The sequence below is a fragment of the Delftia sp. RIT313 genome (genome assembly GCF_000632165.1).
Classification (GTDB): Bacteria; Pseudomonadota; Gammaproteobacteria; order Burkholderiales; family Burkholderiaceae_C; genus Comamonas; species Comamonas acidovorans.
Map to the genome: position 1 here is coordinate 15,565 of NZ_JFYT01000077.1, position 16,396 is coordinate 31,960.

General features: G+C 64.9%; 14 protein-coding genes and 1 pseudogene. 9 read left to right on the top strand and 6 right to left on the bottom strand.

Annotated features, from left to right (window positions below):
* Positions 1 to 402: 402 nt before the first annotated feature.
* The 3 genes and pseudogenes from BW39_RS31345 to BW39_RS22995 all read right to left on the bottom strand — a co-directional run bounded on the left by BW39_RS31345 (position 403) and on the right by BW39_RS22995 (position 2,682).
* Positions 403 to 1,305, bottom strand: coding sequence for a hypothetical protein (locus BW39_RS31345; RefSeq protein WP_152547311.1), 903 nt, complete (start codon positions 1,303 to 1,305; stop codon positions 403 to 405).
* Between the two features lie 287 nt (positions 1,306 to 1,592).
* Positions 1,593 to 2,153 (bottom strand): annotated as a pseudogene (locus BW39_RS22990) (phage portal protein); the annotation flags it as partial.
* Positions 2,154 to 2,205: 52 nt separating this feature from the next.
* Positions 2,206 to 2,682, bottom strand: a complete 477-nt coding sequence (locus tag BW39_RS22995) for a toxin-antitoxin system HicB family antitoxin (protein WP_043824515.1) — start codon at positions 2,680 to 2,682, stop codon at positions 2,206 to 2,208.
* A gap of 227 nt (positions 2,683 to 2,909) precedes the next feature.
* Between BW39_RS22995 and BW39_RS23000 the strand changes: the two genes are divergently transcribed.
* The 4 genes from BW39_RS23000 to BW39_RS23015 all read left to right on the top strand — a co-directional run bounded on the left by BW39_RS23000 (position 2,910) and on the right by BW39_RS23015 (position 8,562).
* Entirely contained in the window at positions 2,910 to 3,674 is a 765-nt protein-coding gene (locus BW39_RS23000; protein ID WP_043824517.1) for a hypothetical protein, read from the top strand.
* A 319-nt stretch (positions 3,675 to 3,993) separates the two neighbouring features.
* Complete coding sequence (gene mutS, locus BW39_RS23005) at positions 3,994 to 6,582, top strand: DNA mismatch repair protein MutS (RefSeq protein WP_043824531.1); 2,589 nt, start codon at positions 3,994 to 3,996, stop codon at positions 6,580 to 6,582.
* A 55-nt stretch (positions 6,583 to 6,637) separates the two neighbouring features.
* Complete coding sequence (locus tag BW39_RS23010; protein ID WP_043824518.1) at positions 6,638 to 7,696, top strand: proteasome-type protease; 1,059 nt, start codon at positions 6,638 to 6,640, stop codon at positions 7,694 to 7,696.
* Complete coding sequence (locus BW39_RS23015; protein WP_043824520.1) at positions 7,693 to 8,562, top strand: alpha/beta fold hydrolase; 870 nt, start codon at positions 7,693 to 7,695, stop codon at positions 8,560 to 8,562. Before BW39_RS23010 ends, BW39_RS23015 begins: the two co-directional genes overlap by 4 nt.
* Before the next feature lie 91 nt (positions 8,563 to 8,653).
* Here the strand turns inward: BW39_RS23015 and BW39_RS23020 are convergent, their stop codons facing one another.
* Positions 8,654 to 9,481 (bottom strand): undecaprenyl-diphosphate phosphatase, encoded by an 828-nt coding sequence (locus tag BW39_RS23020; protein WP_013803592.1) that lies wholly within the window; start codon positions 9,479 to 9,481, stop codon positions 8,654 to 8,656.
* Between the two features lie 193 nt (positions 9,482 to 9,674).
* On the opposite strand from BW39_RS23020, the gene BW39_RS23025 reads away from it, so the two are divergent.
* On the top strand, positions 9,675 to 9,953 hold the full coding sequence (locus BW39_RS23025; protein ID WP_043781210.1) for a PsiF family protein: 279 nt from the start codon (positions 9,675 to 9,677) through the stop codon (positions 9,951 to 9,953).
* A 328-nt stretch (positions 9,954 to 10,281) separates the two neighbouring features.
* On the opposite strand, the gene BW39_RS23030 is transcribed toward BW39_RS23025, so the two are convergent.
* Positions 10,282 to 11,511, bottom strand: coding sequence for a PepSY-associated TM helix domain-containing protein (locus tag BW39_RS23030; RefSeq protein ID WP_043824522.1), 1,230 nt, complete (start codon positions 11,509 to 11,511; stop codon positions 10,282 to 10,284).
* An 18-nt stretch (positions 11,512 to 11,529) separates the two neighbouring features.
* Positions 11,530 to 13,695 (bottom strand): TonB-dependent receptor, encoded by a 2,166-nt coding sequence (locus BW39_RS23035; protein ID WP_043824523.1) that lies wholly within the window; start codon positions 13,693 to 13,695, stop codon positions 11,530 to 11,532.
* Positions 13,696 to 14,017: 322 nt separating this feature from the next.
* Here BW39_RS23035 and BW39_RS23040 point away from each other — a divergent pair, with 322 nt between their 5' ends.
* From BW39_RS23040 to BW39_RS23055, 4 genes are all read left to right on the top strand, one after another.
* Entirely contained in the window at positions 14,018 to 14,428 is a 411-nt protein-coding gene (locus tag BW39_RS23040) for a DUF2306 domain-containing protein (protein ID WP_013803596.1), read from the top strand.
* Positions 14,429 to 14,462: 34 nt separating this feature from the next.
* Entirely contained in the window at positions 14,463 to 14,789 is a 327-nt protein-coding gene (locus tag BW39_RS23045) for a 2TM domain-containing protein (RefSeq protein WP_043824525.1), read from the top strand.
* A gap of 29 nt (positions 14,790 to 14,818) precedes the next feature.
* Positions 14,819 to 15,907, top strand: coding sequence for a sensor histidine kinase (locus BW39_RS23050; RefSeq protein ID WP_043824527.1), 1,089 nt, complete (start codon positions 14,819 to 14,821; stop codon positions 15,905 to 15,907).
* 1 nt (position 15,908) lies between these two features.
* On the top strand, positions 15,909 to 16,396 hold a 488-nt coding region (locus BW39_RS23055), incomplete at its 3' end, for a LytR/AlgR family response regulator transcription factor (protein ID WP_043824529.1).

Consider the following 16,396-nt stretch of genomic DNA (forward strand, 5'->3'; position numbering starts at 1 on the left):
CCTGTGCTCACGTGGTTATTCCCTGCCGTCCAGGCAGGTCTCGCCTAGCGCCTTCGCGCCGCTGCAACCCGTTGATTCCCTGGCCAACGAGCGACCTCTCGCAAAACAGACAGCCCTCCCCGGCTCCCAATCTTTCGGCGTACACGCCCATGATGCAACGAGCCGTTTCTCCTCTGTAATTTTTATCTAGCTAAAAGCTACGCTTCATCGGTTCTTCACAGCAAGGCCTGTCTCAATGTGAGCACAAATCTGTAGTTTCGCTCGATAAATTTCCCCCTGCAGAGGGTGATATCGTCACGCGCTGACGATACAGATCAATTTAACAAATATCATCATTATTTGATATTTCAAGTCAACTGCATCAAGTCTTAATTTCATTTCAACACTAAATGCAATCCAGCATCAAATCAGAGAATCCGGCAATTCACCAAAGGCCTTCAATTCAGCATGGCTTATTCCATCAAAAGTATGAACATAGCCGCCGACTTGTAGCCTAACCATGAATTTCAGATTTATGGTCGTCACATCAAAATTCACACCAATAGCAGAGTACAAAGTTTTAAATAGAACAAATGGCCAATCATGCATTGTTATCCCATATTTCCCACCATTAATCTCAATAGTCTCATTCCCTAAAGTCCAGTACCAAATCTTGCCATCATCAACTTCAGCAACCCAGGAAGATTCTAAAGATCTGTTACCCTGCACAAATGGTGCCGATGCACGGAAATACTGTACCAAACTGTGAGTAAATTTGTTTCTAAATCGAAACATTGATTCAATCTTTATCTTTTCCACCAGTCTCTCTTCCGATACTGGAAGACCTGGATAAATAGTATTTGGCTGAGGGTTTTCAATTACAGGAATTCTCGAGACATCAAGAGTTGACATTAATCGGCTGCGCACATTATTTTCCAGTCGATTTATTCCGTTTTCAAAAGCCCTTTTCACGCCATAGCGCGAATTATAGTAGCTTAACAAGCATTTTGTTGCTTCAACCGCCCCCATTTCCGCAGTTATAGATTCCAACGCTTGATCTCTCTCCTGAGAATATTTCCCAGAATTTATCCATTTTGGAAAATCTGCGTACTCGGAATTTTGTCCAAGCTTATCAAAGCAAGTCAGTAACAAGTAGACAACCAACCCTTCCCGCTCATGCCGAGGATGCAACTGCCAATTCTCTTCAGATCTCCCGTATCCCGCAAATCCCAACATCGCATCAGATTCTTCAAGAAGCTCTTGCGCCATCTTTAATCTGGCCAAAACAAATCTATTAATTTCGACGCGCTCTTCTTCAGAGTCCATAGCTCGACGCCCTTTGCCAATCTAAAAAATCATTTGCATTTAACTGCATCGACGCATTTCACCAAATTCGCATTCTTTGAGCTAGCCCCGTTCCTATGAAGTTCTAGCAAGCGCGCAGGGCGAGCCGTCGATACGCGCATTTTTACGTCAAATTCCGTCTGACGAGACATCGATAGAAACTGCATGCAGGTCGCGCGACGCTTGGCCCTACACCCAGCCGGCAGGGCCGCCGAAAGCCACATATTTATGGCGTGGGCGGGGTCTCGGCGCGACGGCAGAAGGTCAACTCAAGTCGGAGAGTCACCTTCATCGTCATCAAGCGAGTAGGGCCGAAAACTGCCTACGACCATGCCCGTCCATGCGTTCAGTTCATCCTTCATGCGCGACTGCAGCATCTGGATTTCGTTGCGCGCGAAGACCTTCGCACCTTTTCGACATCACAGAACCCTCCCACGTTGTTCGGCATCATGCCCATCAGCTGGGGCGGAACCCGATGAGCGGCCAGCACGTCATCCCTGCTGCTGGCCTTGATGTTCACGAATTCGTCTTTGGCCGCCACTTCGCTGATGGGAATCAGCTTGATGCCATCGGCCTTGCCGTTGGGCGCGTAGTAGAAGAGGTTCTTGAAGTTGCCCACGCCCTTGGACTTGATGAGCTGATGGCGCATTGCCTCGATGTCTTCCTCATGCTGGGCGGGGTCGGTCACATAGAGGATAAAGCCAGCGTGCGAGCCGTTGGCGTAGTACCGGCGGCGGAACAGCGTTGCCGCCTCGTTGAGCACGGCCGACTGCACAGCGCCGAAGTCGAGGCAAGCCGTACATCTCCTGTTGGATGTCAGGCTCACCTAAGAGGCATACCTAGCAAACTGCTGCCAGCAAACGCGGGCAACCAGACGCCCCCTCAGGACTTGGTATTGCGCTTCACCCGCTTTACGCCAAGCCTATCCACCATAGGCTCGCCCTGCGCCCCCGAAACCACCCGATGACGCGCAATCGCGCTCGCCATGCGGCTGAGGGGTTCCTCATCCTCCATGCGGACATAGTGACCCAGAGCATCTTCAATTTCCTTCGCAGAGCTCTGGCTGATCGCCTGTGCCACGTCCCGTACTGCCTTGTTGACGGGCTTACCTTGCTCCTCCACGGGCAGGAGTTCGAAGAACTCCTTCAAATGAATCGCCAGCATGGCTTGGAGGCCCATAAGGCCGGCCTCCGCCGCCAAGCGCTGGGCGGCCAGGCGCTCGTCATCGAAGGTCCTCTGCAGGCGCTCGTTGATTTCGGCATTGAAGCTTTTGCTGGTCCTGTCCGCCGCCTCGTGTAGGGCCTGGTGCAGCTCAGGTGGCACGCGCAGTGCGGTGCGGATGTAGTCGTCTTGTGCCATGACACAAATTCTATGGGTCGGCTTCAAAATAGTATTGACACCAAAATGAAGTCAAAATACATTCAAAATTGACTTCATTTTGAAGCCAAACATCAAGCAGTGAGCAGGTATAGGGCTTCGCGCAATCCGTTCAGCCCCCTTCACACAGCACCCGGCAATGGAGGAGAACCATGGCAAGGAATGACCCATCAGCCTCTGCAGGCAAGCCCACCCCAGCCAGAAACAACATGGCCCGAGCCTCTCTTGCCGATGCCCACCAAGCAGTCCTGTTCGCAGCAGGAGTGCTCAAGCACACGGTGAAAAGCATCCTGTACGACGGAGCACAGGAGCGCTACTCCTGCCCTCACGTCAGCCGGGCATTTGCAGCGCTCAACCAGCTTCCTGCTCCCGGTTGCTGCCCGGCAAGCAGTCCCCATGAGCCGGTGCGGGTGGATCTGCTTTCACTGCTCGCACTCATCAGCTCGGAGTTGGAGTTCGCAAGCGACACATTCCGAGAGAACCGGTTCAGTGCAGCAGACGAAGCGGCTTTTGTTCATGGACTGCTGGAACACGCCTTTGAATTTGCAGACCGGCTGTTCGGGGCCTACAACGAGCTACCCCACTCCTTGGACGACCTGCGTTTCCTGGCCAGCTTTGCTGCAGCCAAGGAGGCTGGCAACGGTGTCAACACATACGGCAGCCAGGCAGATACAGCATCACCGGTCACAGCGGCATCGCCGTTGCTTGGAAGCGGCCACCGGGCCAATGAGTTGCTCATTCGTTGCTCGTTCGACATCGAGGCAGCAGCCCACGCCGTGACAGCGCTGGGAGACCAGATCACGGAACCGGAGCAGATTCAGATCGCCTCGCTGATTCGCTGCTATGGCGCACGCATCGCGAAACTCAACAGTGTTCTGATGAGCTATCTCACCGGGGACGAAGTGATCACCCTGGCGGATGCGCAGCACGCCCTGTACCAAGGGGCCAAGCATTTGCCAGAAGGAGCCCTGTGACGACGTACGGCGGAAATGGTCCCTTGGATTGAGCGCAGCGCATTTGTGTGCCGCGATCTACGCCCCCTTGGCGCGGCGTCCAACCTCGGGTAGTCAATAATGTGACCTTTGTCCGCCACCACGCCCCACACGATGGGTACGGCCCGAGGCGGGCAGCACGACACAAGAACATTTGCGCCTTCCTGCGGCCCCGCGCCTCCCAGGCAGGCCCTGCCCGGCACCTGCATGCCGCCGCAACCTGTTGATTCCCAAGCCAATGAGCGACCTTTCGCAAAGCACACAGCCCTCTCCGGCCCCTGATCTGTCGGCGCACACGCCCATGATGCAGCAGTACCTGGGCATCAAGATCAACTACCCCGACACGCTGGTTTTCTACCGCATGGGGGATTTCTACGAGCTGTTCTTCGGGGATGCGGAGAAGGTGGCGCGGCTGCTGGATATCACGCTGACCACGCGCGGGCAGACGGCGGGGCAGCCGATTCCTATGGCGGGCGTGCCCTTCCATGCGCTGGAGAACTACCTGGGCCGGCTGATCAAGCTGGGCGAGTCGGTGGCGATCTGCGAGCAGGTGGGCGAGGTGGGCGCCGCCAAGGGCCCGGTGGAACGCAAGGTGGTGCGCGTGGTGACACCGGGCACGCTGACCGACAGTGAGCTGCTGTCGGACAAGAGCGAGGCGATCTTGCTGTCCCTGCACACGGCCGGGCGCCAGCGCTGCGGCCTGGCCTGGATGGCGGTGACACAGGGGCGCATCCACCTGGCCGAGTGTTCCCACGATGAGCTGGGCGCCTGGATTTCGCGCATTGCGCCCAGCGAGCTGATCTACAGCGCGGGCGTGACCGAGCGTTTCGAGCAAAGCCTGTTCGCGCTGCGCCATGGCGGCTCCATTGCCTGCCCGCTGTCGCCGCGCCCCGACTGGCAGTTTGACGGCGGCCTGGGCGAGCGCAAGCTGCTGGAGCTGCTGGGCGCCGCCAGCCTCAAGGCCTGGGAGGCCGAGGACCTGCCGCTGGCCCATGGCGCCAGCGCCGCGCTGCTGTCGTATGCGGAGCACACGCAGGGCCGCAGCCTGTCGCACATCCACGCTCTGCAGGTGCAGCGCGACGATGAGCTGATTGCGCTGCCGCTGGCCACGCGCCGCAACCTGGAGCTGGTCAAGACGCTGCGCGGCGAGGATTCGCCCACATTGTTCTCTCTGCTGGACACCTGCATGACGGGCATGGGCAGCCGCCTGCTCAAGGCCTGGCTGCTGGAGCCGCGCCGCGACCGCACGCAGGCCATGGCGCGGCTGGAGGCCACGCGGGCGCTGCAGGGCGCCAGCGCAGGCGGCATGGCCGCGCCCTGGCAGCAGTTGCGCGAGCAGCTCAAGGGCGTGAGCGATGTGGAGCGCATCACCGCGCGCACGGCGCTGCGCCAAGTGCGCCCGCGCGAGCTGGTGGGACTGGGCCGCACGCTGCACAAGGCCGCCGTGCTGGCCCAGGCCGGGCAGACGCCCTCGGCCCACCTGACCCAGCTGTTTGCCGACCTGCAGCCGCCCGAGGGCTGCGCCGAGCTGCTGGTGCGCGCCATCATGGAAGAGCCGGCCGCCCTGGTGCGCGACGGCGGCGTGTTCGCCACGGGCTACGACGCCGAGCTGGACGAGCTGCGCGCCATCCAGAACAACTGCGACGACTTCCTGCTGGAGCTGGAGGCCAAGGAAAAGCTGCTGACCGGCATTCCCAACCTGCGCGTGCAGTTCAACAAGGTGCACGGCTTCTATATAGAAATCACCAACAGCTACAAGGACGCGGTGCCCGAGCGCTACCGCCGCCGCCAGACGCTGAAGAACGCCGAGCGCTACATCACGCCCGAGCTCAAGGCCTTCGAGGACAAGGCCCTGTCGGCGCAGGAGCGCGCGCTGCAGCGCGAGAAATTCCTCTACGAGCAGTTGCTGGACCAGCTGCAGCCCCATGTGCCGGCGCTCACGCGCGTGGCCGGCGCCATTGCGGCCATCGACGTGCTGTGCACGCTGGCCGAGCGCTCGCTGACGCTGAACTGGTGCGCGCCCGAGTTCGTGAACCATCCCTGCATCGAGATCGAGGCCGGCCGCCACCCGGTGGTGGAAGCCCGCATGGCCGAGACCTCCAGCGGCAGCTTCATCGCCAACCACACGCGCATGAACGCCAACACGCGCATGCAGGTCATCACCGGCCCCAACATGGGCGGCAAGTCGACCTATATGCGCCAGGTGGCGCTGATCGTGCTGCTGGCCAGCATGGGCTCGCATGTGCCGGCGTCCAGCTGCCGGCTGGGGCCCATCGACGCCATCCACACGCGCATCGGCGCGGCCGACGACCTGGCCAATGCCCAGTCCACCTTCATGATGGAGATGACCGAGGCCGCGCAGATCCTGCACTCGGCCACGCCCCACAGCCTGGTGCTGATGGACGAGATCGGCCGGGGCACCAGCACCTTCGACGGCCTGGCGCTGGCCAGCGGCATCGCCACCCAGCTGCACGACAGGACGCGCGCCTTCACGCTGTTTGCCACGCACTACTTCGAGCTGACCGAACTGCCGGCCAAGGCACGCGCGGCCGTGAACATGCATGTGAGCGCCGCCGAATCGGGCCAGGACATCGTCTTCCTGCACGAGATCCAGCCCGGGCCGGCCAGCCGCAGCTACGGTATCCAGGTGGCCAAGCTGGCGGGCATGCCGGCCGGCGTGCTGCACCACGCGCGCCATGCGCTGGAGGCACTGGAGGCCCATGCCGACGAGGGCCGCCTGCAGGTGGACCTGTTCGATGCGCCCGACATGCCCGAGCCCGAAAGCCGCCACGACCCGCTGGCCCAGGCGCTGGCCGCCATCAATCCCGACGCACTGAGCCCGCGCGAGGCGCTGGAAGCCCTTTACCAGCTCAAGAAGATCGCCGCCTGAACGCGGTCAATCGCCTCGCACTAAACTTGCCATTTCCGCAGATTCGGACGCTTCCATGACTTATTGCGTTGCCATCAAGCTCAACGCCGGCCTGGTTTTCCTGGCCGACTCGCGCACCAATGCCGGCCTGGACCAGATCAGCTCGTTCCGCAAGCTCATGGTCTACGAGAACCCCGGCGACCGCTTCATGGTGCTGCTGTCGGCCGGCAACCTGTCCATCACCCAATCGGTGCGCGAGCTGCTGGAGAGCCAGCAACTGCGCGACGAGGCCACGGGCGACATGCTGACCATCTGGAACGTGCGCAGCATGTTCGACGCGGCCCGCGTGCTGGGCGCGGCCGTGCGCCATGTGTTCGAGCGCGACGGCGTGGCGCTGTCGCGCTCGGGCGTGGACTTCAATATCTCGCTGGTGCTGGGCGGCCAGATCCAGGGCGAGAACATGCGGCTGTTCCAGGTCTACTCGGCAGGCAACTTCATCGAGGCCACGAGCGAGACGCCCTACTTCCAGATCGGCGAATCCAAGTACGGCAAGCCCGTGCTGGACCGCGTGATCACGCCGCGCACGCCGCTGGACGAGGCCGCCAAGTGCGCCCTGGTGTCCATGGACAGCACGCTCAAGTCCAACCTCTCGGTGGGCCTGCCGCTGGACCTGATCGTGTACGAGAAGGACCGCTTCGCCTCCGACAAGATCGTCAGCATCGACGAGAGCAATCCGTATTTCCGCATGCTGCACGACAGCTGGGGCGAGCGCCTGCGCCATGTCTTCGACAGCATCGAAGACCCGGCCTGGGATGGCGGCGATTCCGCGGTGCCCATTCGCGTGCACAGCCGCCAGGCCCAGCCGCTGACCAAGGTCACCGCGCCGGCCGGCGCCCTGCGCGCCAACGCGCGCACCATGGGCCGGCTGCCGCCTGCGGCGCTGCGCCAGCCCTATCACAGCGGCACGGGTGCCGGCCTGGGCACCTCCACGGCCGACGGGCTGGCCACCTCGCCCATGACGCCCCTGCAGCCGGGCCCGGCATCGCCCATGCGGCCGGACGCCGGGCAACCCTCCGGCCACCAGCAAGGCATGCCGGATGCTCCGGACCGAACCGGCCAGGAGCCCCAGCCGTGAACGCGGCCCGGCCCGCGCTGCGGGCCGACAGCGATGCGGGCACGGAATCGGCACCGCTGCCCGTGGTCTTCTCGCATGCCAACAGCTTTGCGCTGCCCACCTACCGGCTGCTGTTCTCGCTGCTGGCCGAGCGCGGGATCGCGGCGCAGGGCGTGGAGCGCTTCGGCCATGACCCGCGCTTTCCCGTCACCAACAACTGGCCGCACCTGGTCGAGCAACTGGCCGAGTTCACGCGCGCCGAGGTGGAGCGCGTGGGCGGTCCGGTCTTTCTGGTCGGGCATTCGCTGGGCGGTTTCCTGAGCGTGATGACGGCTGCACGCCACCCCGAACTGGCGCGCGGCGTGCTGCTGATCGACTCGCCCCTGCTCAGCGGCTGGCGCGCCAATGCCGTGGGCGTGGCCAAGCGCACGCAGCTGGTGGGCTCGGTCTCGCCGGGCAAGATCAGCGCCCGCCGCCGCAATGCATGGGACAGCGATGACGAGGCCATGACCTACTTCCGCGCCAAGAAGGTGTTTGCGCAATGGCACCCGCAGGTGCTCCAGGACTATGTGCAGGGCGGCCTGGCCGATGTGGACGGCCGGCGCACACTGCACTTCACGCGCGAGGTGGAGACCGCCATCTACAACACCTTGCCGCACAACCTGGCCTCGCTGCTGCACCACCATCCGCTGCGCTGCCCGGCGGCCTTCATCGGCGGGCGTGCCTCGGTGGAGATGCGCCAGGTGGGCATGGATCTGACGCGCCGCATCACGCGCGGGCGCGTGATGATGCTGGACGGCAGCCACCTGTTCCCCATGGAGCGGCCCCATGCCACGGCCGCCGCCATCGAGGCATCTCTGCTGAACCTGCTCGGCCCCGAGGGCTGAACCGGGCGCCCCGAATGTGAAAAGGCCACCTTGCGGTGGCCTTCTGCGTTGGTGCCTGAGGAATGCCTGGGGCCCTTCGCCCAAGCCTGGGTCAAACCTCGCTCCAGCTCACGACCCCGGTGAAGGCCGTGACCAGCACGATGATGCCGAAGGCGATGCGGTACCAGGCAAACGGTACGAAGCTGTTGGTGGAGATGTAGCGCAGCAGCCAGCGCACGCACAGCCAGGCGCTGATGAAGGAGAACACCAGGCCCACGGCGAACATGGGGATGTCGGCCGCCGACAGCAGTGCGCGCTCCTTGTAGAGGCTGTAGACGCCGGCGCCGATCAGCGTGGGAATGGCCAGGAAGAACGAAAAGTCGGTGGCCGCCTTGCGCGACAGGCCCATGAGCATGCCGCCGATGATGGTGGCGCCGCTGCGGCTGGTGCCGGGAATCATGGCCAGGCACTGCACCAGGCCGACCTTGAGGGCATCGAGCGGCGTCATCTCGTCCACGGTCTGCACGCGCATGGCCGAGGCGGGCCGGCGCTCGGCCCACAGGATGACGAAGCCGCCCAGGATGAAGGTAGTGGCCACCACGGTGGGCGTGAACAGGTGCGCCTTGATGAACTTGCCGAAGATCAGCGCCAGCACCACGGCCGGCAGGAAGCCGATGATGACGTTCAGCGTGAGCCGCTGCGCCTGGCGGCTGGTGGGCAGGTCGACCACGGTGGAGCGGATCTTTTGCCAGTACACCAGCACCACGGCGAAGATGGCGCCGGTCTGGATGGCGATGTCGAAGACCTTGGCCTTGGCATCGTCGAAGCCCAGCAGCGAGCCTGCAAGGATGAGGTGCCCGGTGGAAGAGATGGGAAGGAACTCCGTCAGTCCTTCCACGATGCCCATGATGGCGGCCTTGACCAGCAAAAGAATGTCCACGGCAAGCGTCCTGTCGCAATGCAAAAGTGGGCCATTATCTGCGCTGGCCATGGCCTGCCGGTGTCCGCCTGCCCGCCTGTCAGCGGCAATCGCAAACTTTTACAACGCCGGGCCCGCGACGTTGCTGCGCGCCCGGCACTGTGCTGCAATGTGGGTGCGCTGGACTTCAGCGCGCCTTCAAAACCATTCCATCATGAAAAAAATCGTTGTTCTGGCAGTTGTCTCCCTGGCCTGCAGCATGGGCATGGCCGCAGGGGACAAGGCTCCCACGGCCCAGCAAAAGCTGATGGGCACCTGCAACACCGAAGCCACCGGCAAGAAAGGCGATGAACGCAAGGAGTTCATGAAGTCCTGCCTGTCCGACGGCAAGAAGCGCCAGCAGGAACGCATGAAGACCTGCAACGTGGACGCCACGGGCAAGAAGGGTGATGAGCGCAAGGCGTTCATGAGCGAGTGCTTGAAGAAGGACTGACCCCCTGAGGCGCTGCGCGCCTTCCCCCTCTCGCTGCGCGGGGGGGACGACACCCTCGCTGCGGGGCGGCCCTTCCTCGGTGTCCCTCGCTTTGGGGCGCGCCAGTCGGGATGGCCTTGAGCCCGTCAAGCATTGCAAAAAGCCACCGTTTTCGGTGGCTTTGCTGTTTAGGCGGATAGTTTTCTGATTTGGCTATCAATGGAGCCGTGCACTACCGACAGCCGTTCAAACTCGCAGGGATCAAGCGCGGGCAGCCGAGCAAGGGCCGCCCCGCAGTGAGGGCTGCGTCCCCCTCCGCGAAGCGAGAAGGGGGAAGCGGCGCAGCCGCTCAGGGGGTCATCTTCCTAGCTCTTCGCTTGCGCCACCAGATGATGACGCCGGTGATCGACAGGATGGCGACGAGCACGCCGACGAAGGACATGAGCACGCGGCCGGGGGTGCCGAGGATGCGGCCGCTGTGCAGGGGCAGCTGCAGCTGGACGAAGACATCGGCGGCCGTGCCGTGCCAGGGGCGGTAGGTGCCCAGGACTTCGCCGTTGTCCGAGCTGACGTAGATGTTGGACAGGCCCATGCCCATGGCGCCGGTTTCGTCGTGCGGGTCGAAGAAGGAGATGTTGTAGAACGGGAAGTCCCCGCCCCACCAGATGCCGCCTGCGGGCTGGGCGAAGCCCAGGCGCTTGGCCTCGCTCTGGGCGATGGCGATGGCCTGGGCGAACGAGACCTTGGGCACGAGGAGCGTGCCCTGGGGCGCGGGCTTGAGGGTTTCGTAGGGGCCGGGCGTGGTGGTGGAGACGGTGCTCATCACCGGGTAGAAGACTTCGCGGTACAGGTTCAGCGAGAACGAGGTGAAGGCCACGATGACGATGACGGCCCAGACCCACAGGCCGCCCGCGCGGTGCAGGTCGAAGTTGAGCTTGTAGGCGCCGCCGCCCCAGCGCACGCGCCATGAGGGCAGCCAGCGGCGCCACCACGATCCCACGGCCGCCGTCAGGCGCGGGGCGCTTTTCCTGAGCTTGACGGGAAAGGTCAGCAGCAGCGCGACAAAGCTGTCGGCCACCCACAGCAGGGCCAGGCTGCCCATGAACCAGTAGCCCCAGCGGTCCGTGCCCCAAAAGCGCGGGGCCAGCAGGCTTTCGTGCAGGTGGCGCAGCCAGGGCATGAGGTTGCGCTGGCTGAGCGCGAAGCTGCGCCCGTTGCGCTGGCCGGTGATGTGGCCGCTGACCGGGTCGACGAAGACCGTGTCATAGCCCAGCGCAGGCGCCTGGCCCGTGGCCGGGTCGGGCCGGGGGCGCACCATGAACATGGCGGCTTCGCCCTCGACCAGGCCCAGGGTCATGTAGCTGATCTCGGCGCGCGGCTCGCTGGCCTGCACCACGGCGGCCAGCTCCAGCGGGGTCTTCAGCGGGCCGCGTGCCGGGGTCTCCAGCATGTCGGCGTTGAGCCATTCGTCGATTTCATGGTCCCAGGACAGCACGGCCCCGGTGAGGCCGGCCATGGTGAGGAAACCGGCCAGCACCAGGCCAATCCAGCGGTGCACCACCGTCCACAACGCGCGCATGCTTCAGATCGCTCCGGCTCAGAAGTCCACCGATGCGCTCAGCGAGAAGGTGCGCGGCATGGACTGCACCAGGTAGTTGGCGCCCGGGTAGCCGCCCACCGACGACCAGTAGCCCTTGTCGAACAGGTTGTCGATGCGCGCGCGCAGGGTCAGCAGGCGGTTGTTGCCGATGTCCATGAGATAACGCGCGCCGATGTCGGTGCGCGTCCACGAGGCCACCTTCAGCGTGTTGGCGCCGTTGGCGTACTGGCTGGAGGTGTGCATCACGCGCGCATTGAGGGCCAGGCCCGAGACGCCGGGCACATCCCAGTCCACGCCCAGGTTGAGCAGGCGCTTGGGCACGCCGATGGCGTAGTTGCCGATGGTTGCGGCATCGGCGGCCTCGCGGATCTTGGCTTCGCTGAAGGTCACGCCGCCCAGCACGCGCAGGCCCTTGACGGTTTCGCCGAAGACCGTGGCCTCCAGGCCGCTGTTGCGCTGCTTGCCGTACTGGCCGAAGACCTGGTTGGCCACATAGGCCGAAGGCATGTCCGTGGTGTACAGCGCCACCGTGGCGCCCAGCTGCCGGCCCTGCCACTTGAAGCCGATTTCCTTCTGGCGCGACTTGTAGGGCGCGAACACCTGGCCTCCGTTGGACACGGGCAGGTCGTTGGCCGTCTGCGGCGCCACGGCGCCCTTGGTCAGGCCTTCGATGTAGTTGGCGTAGACCGAGGTGTTCTCGCTGGTCTTGAACACCAGGCCCAGCATGGGCGTGGTGGCCGACTTCTTGTAGTTGTCGGTCTGCGCGCCCGTGTTGTAGTCGTAGCTGCTTTGCTCGATGCTCTGGCGGCGCACGCCCACGGTCAGGCGCAGGCGCTCGTCCAGCATCGTCAGCGTGTCGCCGATGGCAAAGCTGTTGAGTTGGGTTTCGCCCGCACGCGTGGGATCGGCCAGGTTGCCGCCGAACAGCGTCATGGCGGGGCGCGCGCTGCTCCAGGGGTTGTAGATGTTGTTGACCACGCCAAAGCCCATGCCCCAGGCATTGCGCTCGGTGGCCGAGTAGGTGCTGGCCGTGGCAACCAGCTCGTGGCCCACGCTGCCCGTGGCCAGGCGCGTGCGGATGCCGACCTCGCCCGTGCCCACGCTGTCCTTGCGCTTGTTGTCGAAGCGCGTGCCCGTGGTGTCGCCGGCCGCATTGCTCACGGTCACGCCGCTCAGGGAGTTGTCTTCCTTGCCGCGGCGCAGGCCGCCGGCGGCCCAGGCCGTGGTGGTGTCGTTGATGTCCCATTCGGCGCGCAGCGTGGCGAACAGGTCGCGCTCGGTGGAGTACGACCAGTTCTGGCCGTAGTTGGTCTTGTTGTCGGGCACGGCCGGGATGAAGCTGCCCGGCGTCACGCTGGGGCGGCCGCCGTTGTAGCTGTTGCGCTGGTAGCCCACGTCGCCCGACAGGCGCACGTTGCGGCTGCGCCAGTCCAGGCCCACGCCCAGGCCGGTGAGCGAGCGGTCTTCGCCATCCACGCCCGTGCCGCCGTCGCGGCGCACGGCGTTCAGGCGGATGCCGGTGCTCTGGTCAGGGCCGAAGCGGCGCGAGATGTCGGTGGAGACAAAGGCCTGGCCGCCCGTCTGGATGCCGGCGCCCACGCGCGTCAGCGCTTCGTTGCCGGCGCGCTTGGGCAGCAGGCTGATGGTGCCGCCAATGCCGCTGCCGCCCGGTGCCGCGCCATTGAGGAAGGCGTTGGCGCCGCGCAGCACCTCCACGCGCTCGAAGAACTCCGAGGCAATGTACTGGCGCGGCAGCAGGCCGTACAGGCCGTTGTAGGCGATGTCGTCCGAGTACACAGGGAAGCCGCGCAGCACATACAGCTCCTGGAAGTTGCCGAAGCCGCGCGCCTGGCGCACGCCCGGGTCGTTGAGCAGCACGTCGCCCACGCTCTTGGACTGGGTGTCTTCGATCAGCTGCTGCGTGTAGCTGGTGGTGGAGAAGGAGGAATTCTTCCAGTCCAGCGTGCCCAGCACGCCGTTGCGCGCCCCCGTGGCCACCTGGCCGCCTGCGAAGGGCTTGGACAGGCCCTGGGCCGATGCGTCGGCACTGGCCTCCACCGTCACGGCCTCCAGCACGGGGTCGCCGCCCCGGGTCTGGGCAATCAGGGCCTGCTGGCTGCACAGGCAGAGAACGGCCAGGGAAATCGGGCGGATGGAGGGCATGAGGATGATACTGAGAATGATTTACAGAATCCGTTAGCTTACCAACCACGTTAGGGCGCTGCTATGAATTTTCTCAATCTGTTGCATCGAAGCAATCCTCCAAGTGATTGAATTCAAAGGCCCTTCGCAATAGTTTGTGCGCACTCCCCATAGCCGCAATCTTCCAACGACCACGGAGATCCCTGCAGCTCGCGGCGCCCCGATGCATCTGGCACCCTGCCGGCGCCCGTCCGTCGCATGGCGCTGGCCCGGCCCGCGTCCGGCAGCGACAGTCCTGTCCCATACAGGCCCGCAGAACCGGGCCGCACGCCAGGACACCGCCATGCAAATGACACCGCTGATCGCCATCCACATGAGTGCCGCCCTCGGGGCCACGGCCACGGGTGCCATCGCCCTGCTGGCACGCCGCCAGGCCGCCGTCCATCCCCGCCTGCACCGCGCGGCCGGCTACGCCTTCGTCACGCTCATGGTCTGCGCGGCGGTGTCCGCCTGCTTCATCCGCGACTACCGCCTGCCCAACTGGGCCGGCTACACGCCCGTCCACCTGCTGGTGCCGCTGACCTTTGCCGGCCTGGGCCGCTCGTTCTGGCACCTGTACCACGGCAACATCGCCGGCCACCGCAAGATCATGCGCAGCGTCTACATCGGCGCCTGCGTCGTGGCGGGCCTGTTCACCCTGCTGCCCGGCCGCTACCTGGGCGACCTGCTGTGGCAGCAGCTGGGCCTGGCCTGACGCCGCTTTCCTTCCCCCTGACGGAGAACTTCCCATGCGCACCCTTGATCCCCTACATCCCCTCGATCCCTCTGCCCGCCACGACGACGATGCCCTGGAGCGCATGGCGCGCCGCCGCGCAGGCGCCAAGATGGGCTGGATGATCCACGCCAGCGTCTATGTGCTGGTCAACCTCGGGCTGGCGGCGCTGTCGCTGTCCCAGGGCAGGCACTGGGCCATCTTCCCGGCCCTGGGCTGGGGCCTGGGGCTGGCCATCCACGGGGCCGTGGTCTGGCTGGCCCTGCCGGGCAACGGCTGGCACGGGCGCATGGTGGAGCGCGAGCGGCAGGCGCTGCAGTCACGCCAGGGCCGCGCCCGCTGAGCGACGCCATGGGACTACCATTGCTCTCCATGCCCGACCTCGCATCCAACGCCCCATCCCAGCGGGCCGCACAGGGCCACATCGTGGAACGGACCACGCTGCTGCGCCACGGCATCGCAACGACCTCGGCCTGCGCCCTGATTGCCGCCGCATTCAGCCTGAGCAACCACGGCCGCTGGGACGTGAACCTCATCTACTCGCTGTCGATTGGCCTGACCAGCTGGCTCACCATCGAACTGGGCCGCTGGCGCCTGACGCGGGGCCAGGACATTCCCTGGCCCGGCGGCTGGCGCGGCGCCGCGCTGGTGGTGGCCGGCATCGTGACGGGGTTCGTGATCGGATCGCTGATCGGCACGGCCTACAGGCAGTGGGCCGATCCCGACGCCAGCACGGCCCTGATGCACCGTCTGTGGATACCGCTGGCCGTCACCATCGTCGCCAGCACGGTGATGTCGCTGGCCTTCTTCCTGCTGGGCTACTCGCGCCACCTGCAGATGCAGGCCGAGCAGGCCCGCCGCCAGGCGGCCGAGGCCAAACTCACCCTGCTGCAGGCCCAGCTGGAGCCGCACATGCTGTTCAACACCCTGGCCAACCTGCGCGTGCTGGTGGCCAGCGACCCGCAGCGCGCCCAGGCCATGCTGGACCATCTGATCGCCTACCTGCGCGCCACGCTGGGCGGCTCGCGCAGCACCGAGCATGCGCTGGGCGAAGAGTTCGCACGCCTGCGCGACTACCTGGCGCTGATGTCCATCCGCATGGGCCCGCGCCTGCAATACACGCTGGACCTGCCCGAGGACCTGGCCCAGGTACCCGTGCCGCCGCTGCTGCTGCAGCCCCTGGTGGAAAACTGCATACGCCACGGACTGGAGCCCAAGCTGGAAGGCGGGCATATCGCCGTGCGCGCGCGCCGCACCGCCGGTGGCCCGCTGGAGTTGACCGTGGCCGACAACGGCATGGGCCTGGATTCCGGAGCGCCCGCCCTGCCCGGCAGCCGCTTCGGCACGGCCCAGCTGCGCGAGCGCCTGGCCAGCCGCTATGGCGACGCCGCGCACTTCGAACTGGCCGCCCTGCCCGAAGGCGGCACGCTAGCCAAAATCACCATTGCCAACGCCGGTTGAAATGACCCACTCCCCCCGCGCCCTGATCGCCGAAGACGAACCCCTGCTGGCCGAGGACCTGCGCCAGGCCCTGGCCCGCGCCTGGCCCGAGCTGCAGATTGCCGCCATGGTGGGCGACGGCCTGAGTGCCGCCCGGCAGGCGCTGGCGCTGCAGCCTGATGTGCTGTTCTTCGACATCCGCATGCCGGGCCAGAGCGGCCTGGAGGCCGCTGCCGAACTGGCCGACGCCTGGCCCGAGGCGCAGCCGTTTCCCATCCTGGTCTTCGTGACCGCCTATGACCAGTACGCCATGGACGCCTTCGAGGCCCAGGCCGTGGACTATCTGCTCAAGCCCGTGCAGCCCGAGCGGCTGGCGCGCAGCGTGCAGCGCCTGCGCGAGCTGCTGGCCCAGCGCACGGTGGCCCCGGCTGGCGCTGCGCTGGCGCAGGCGCTGGAGCAATTGCGGCACCTGGCCGGTGCCACGGCCCCCGCCGCCCCCGCCGCCACCGC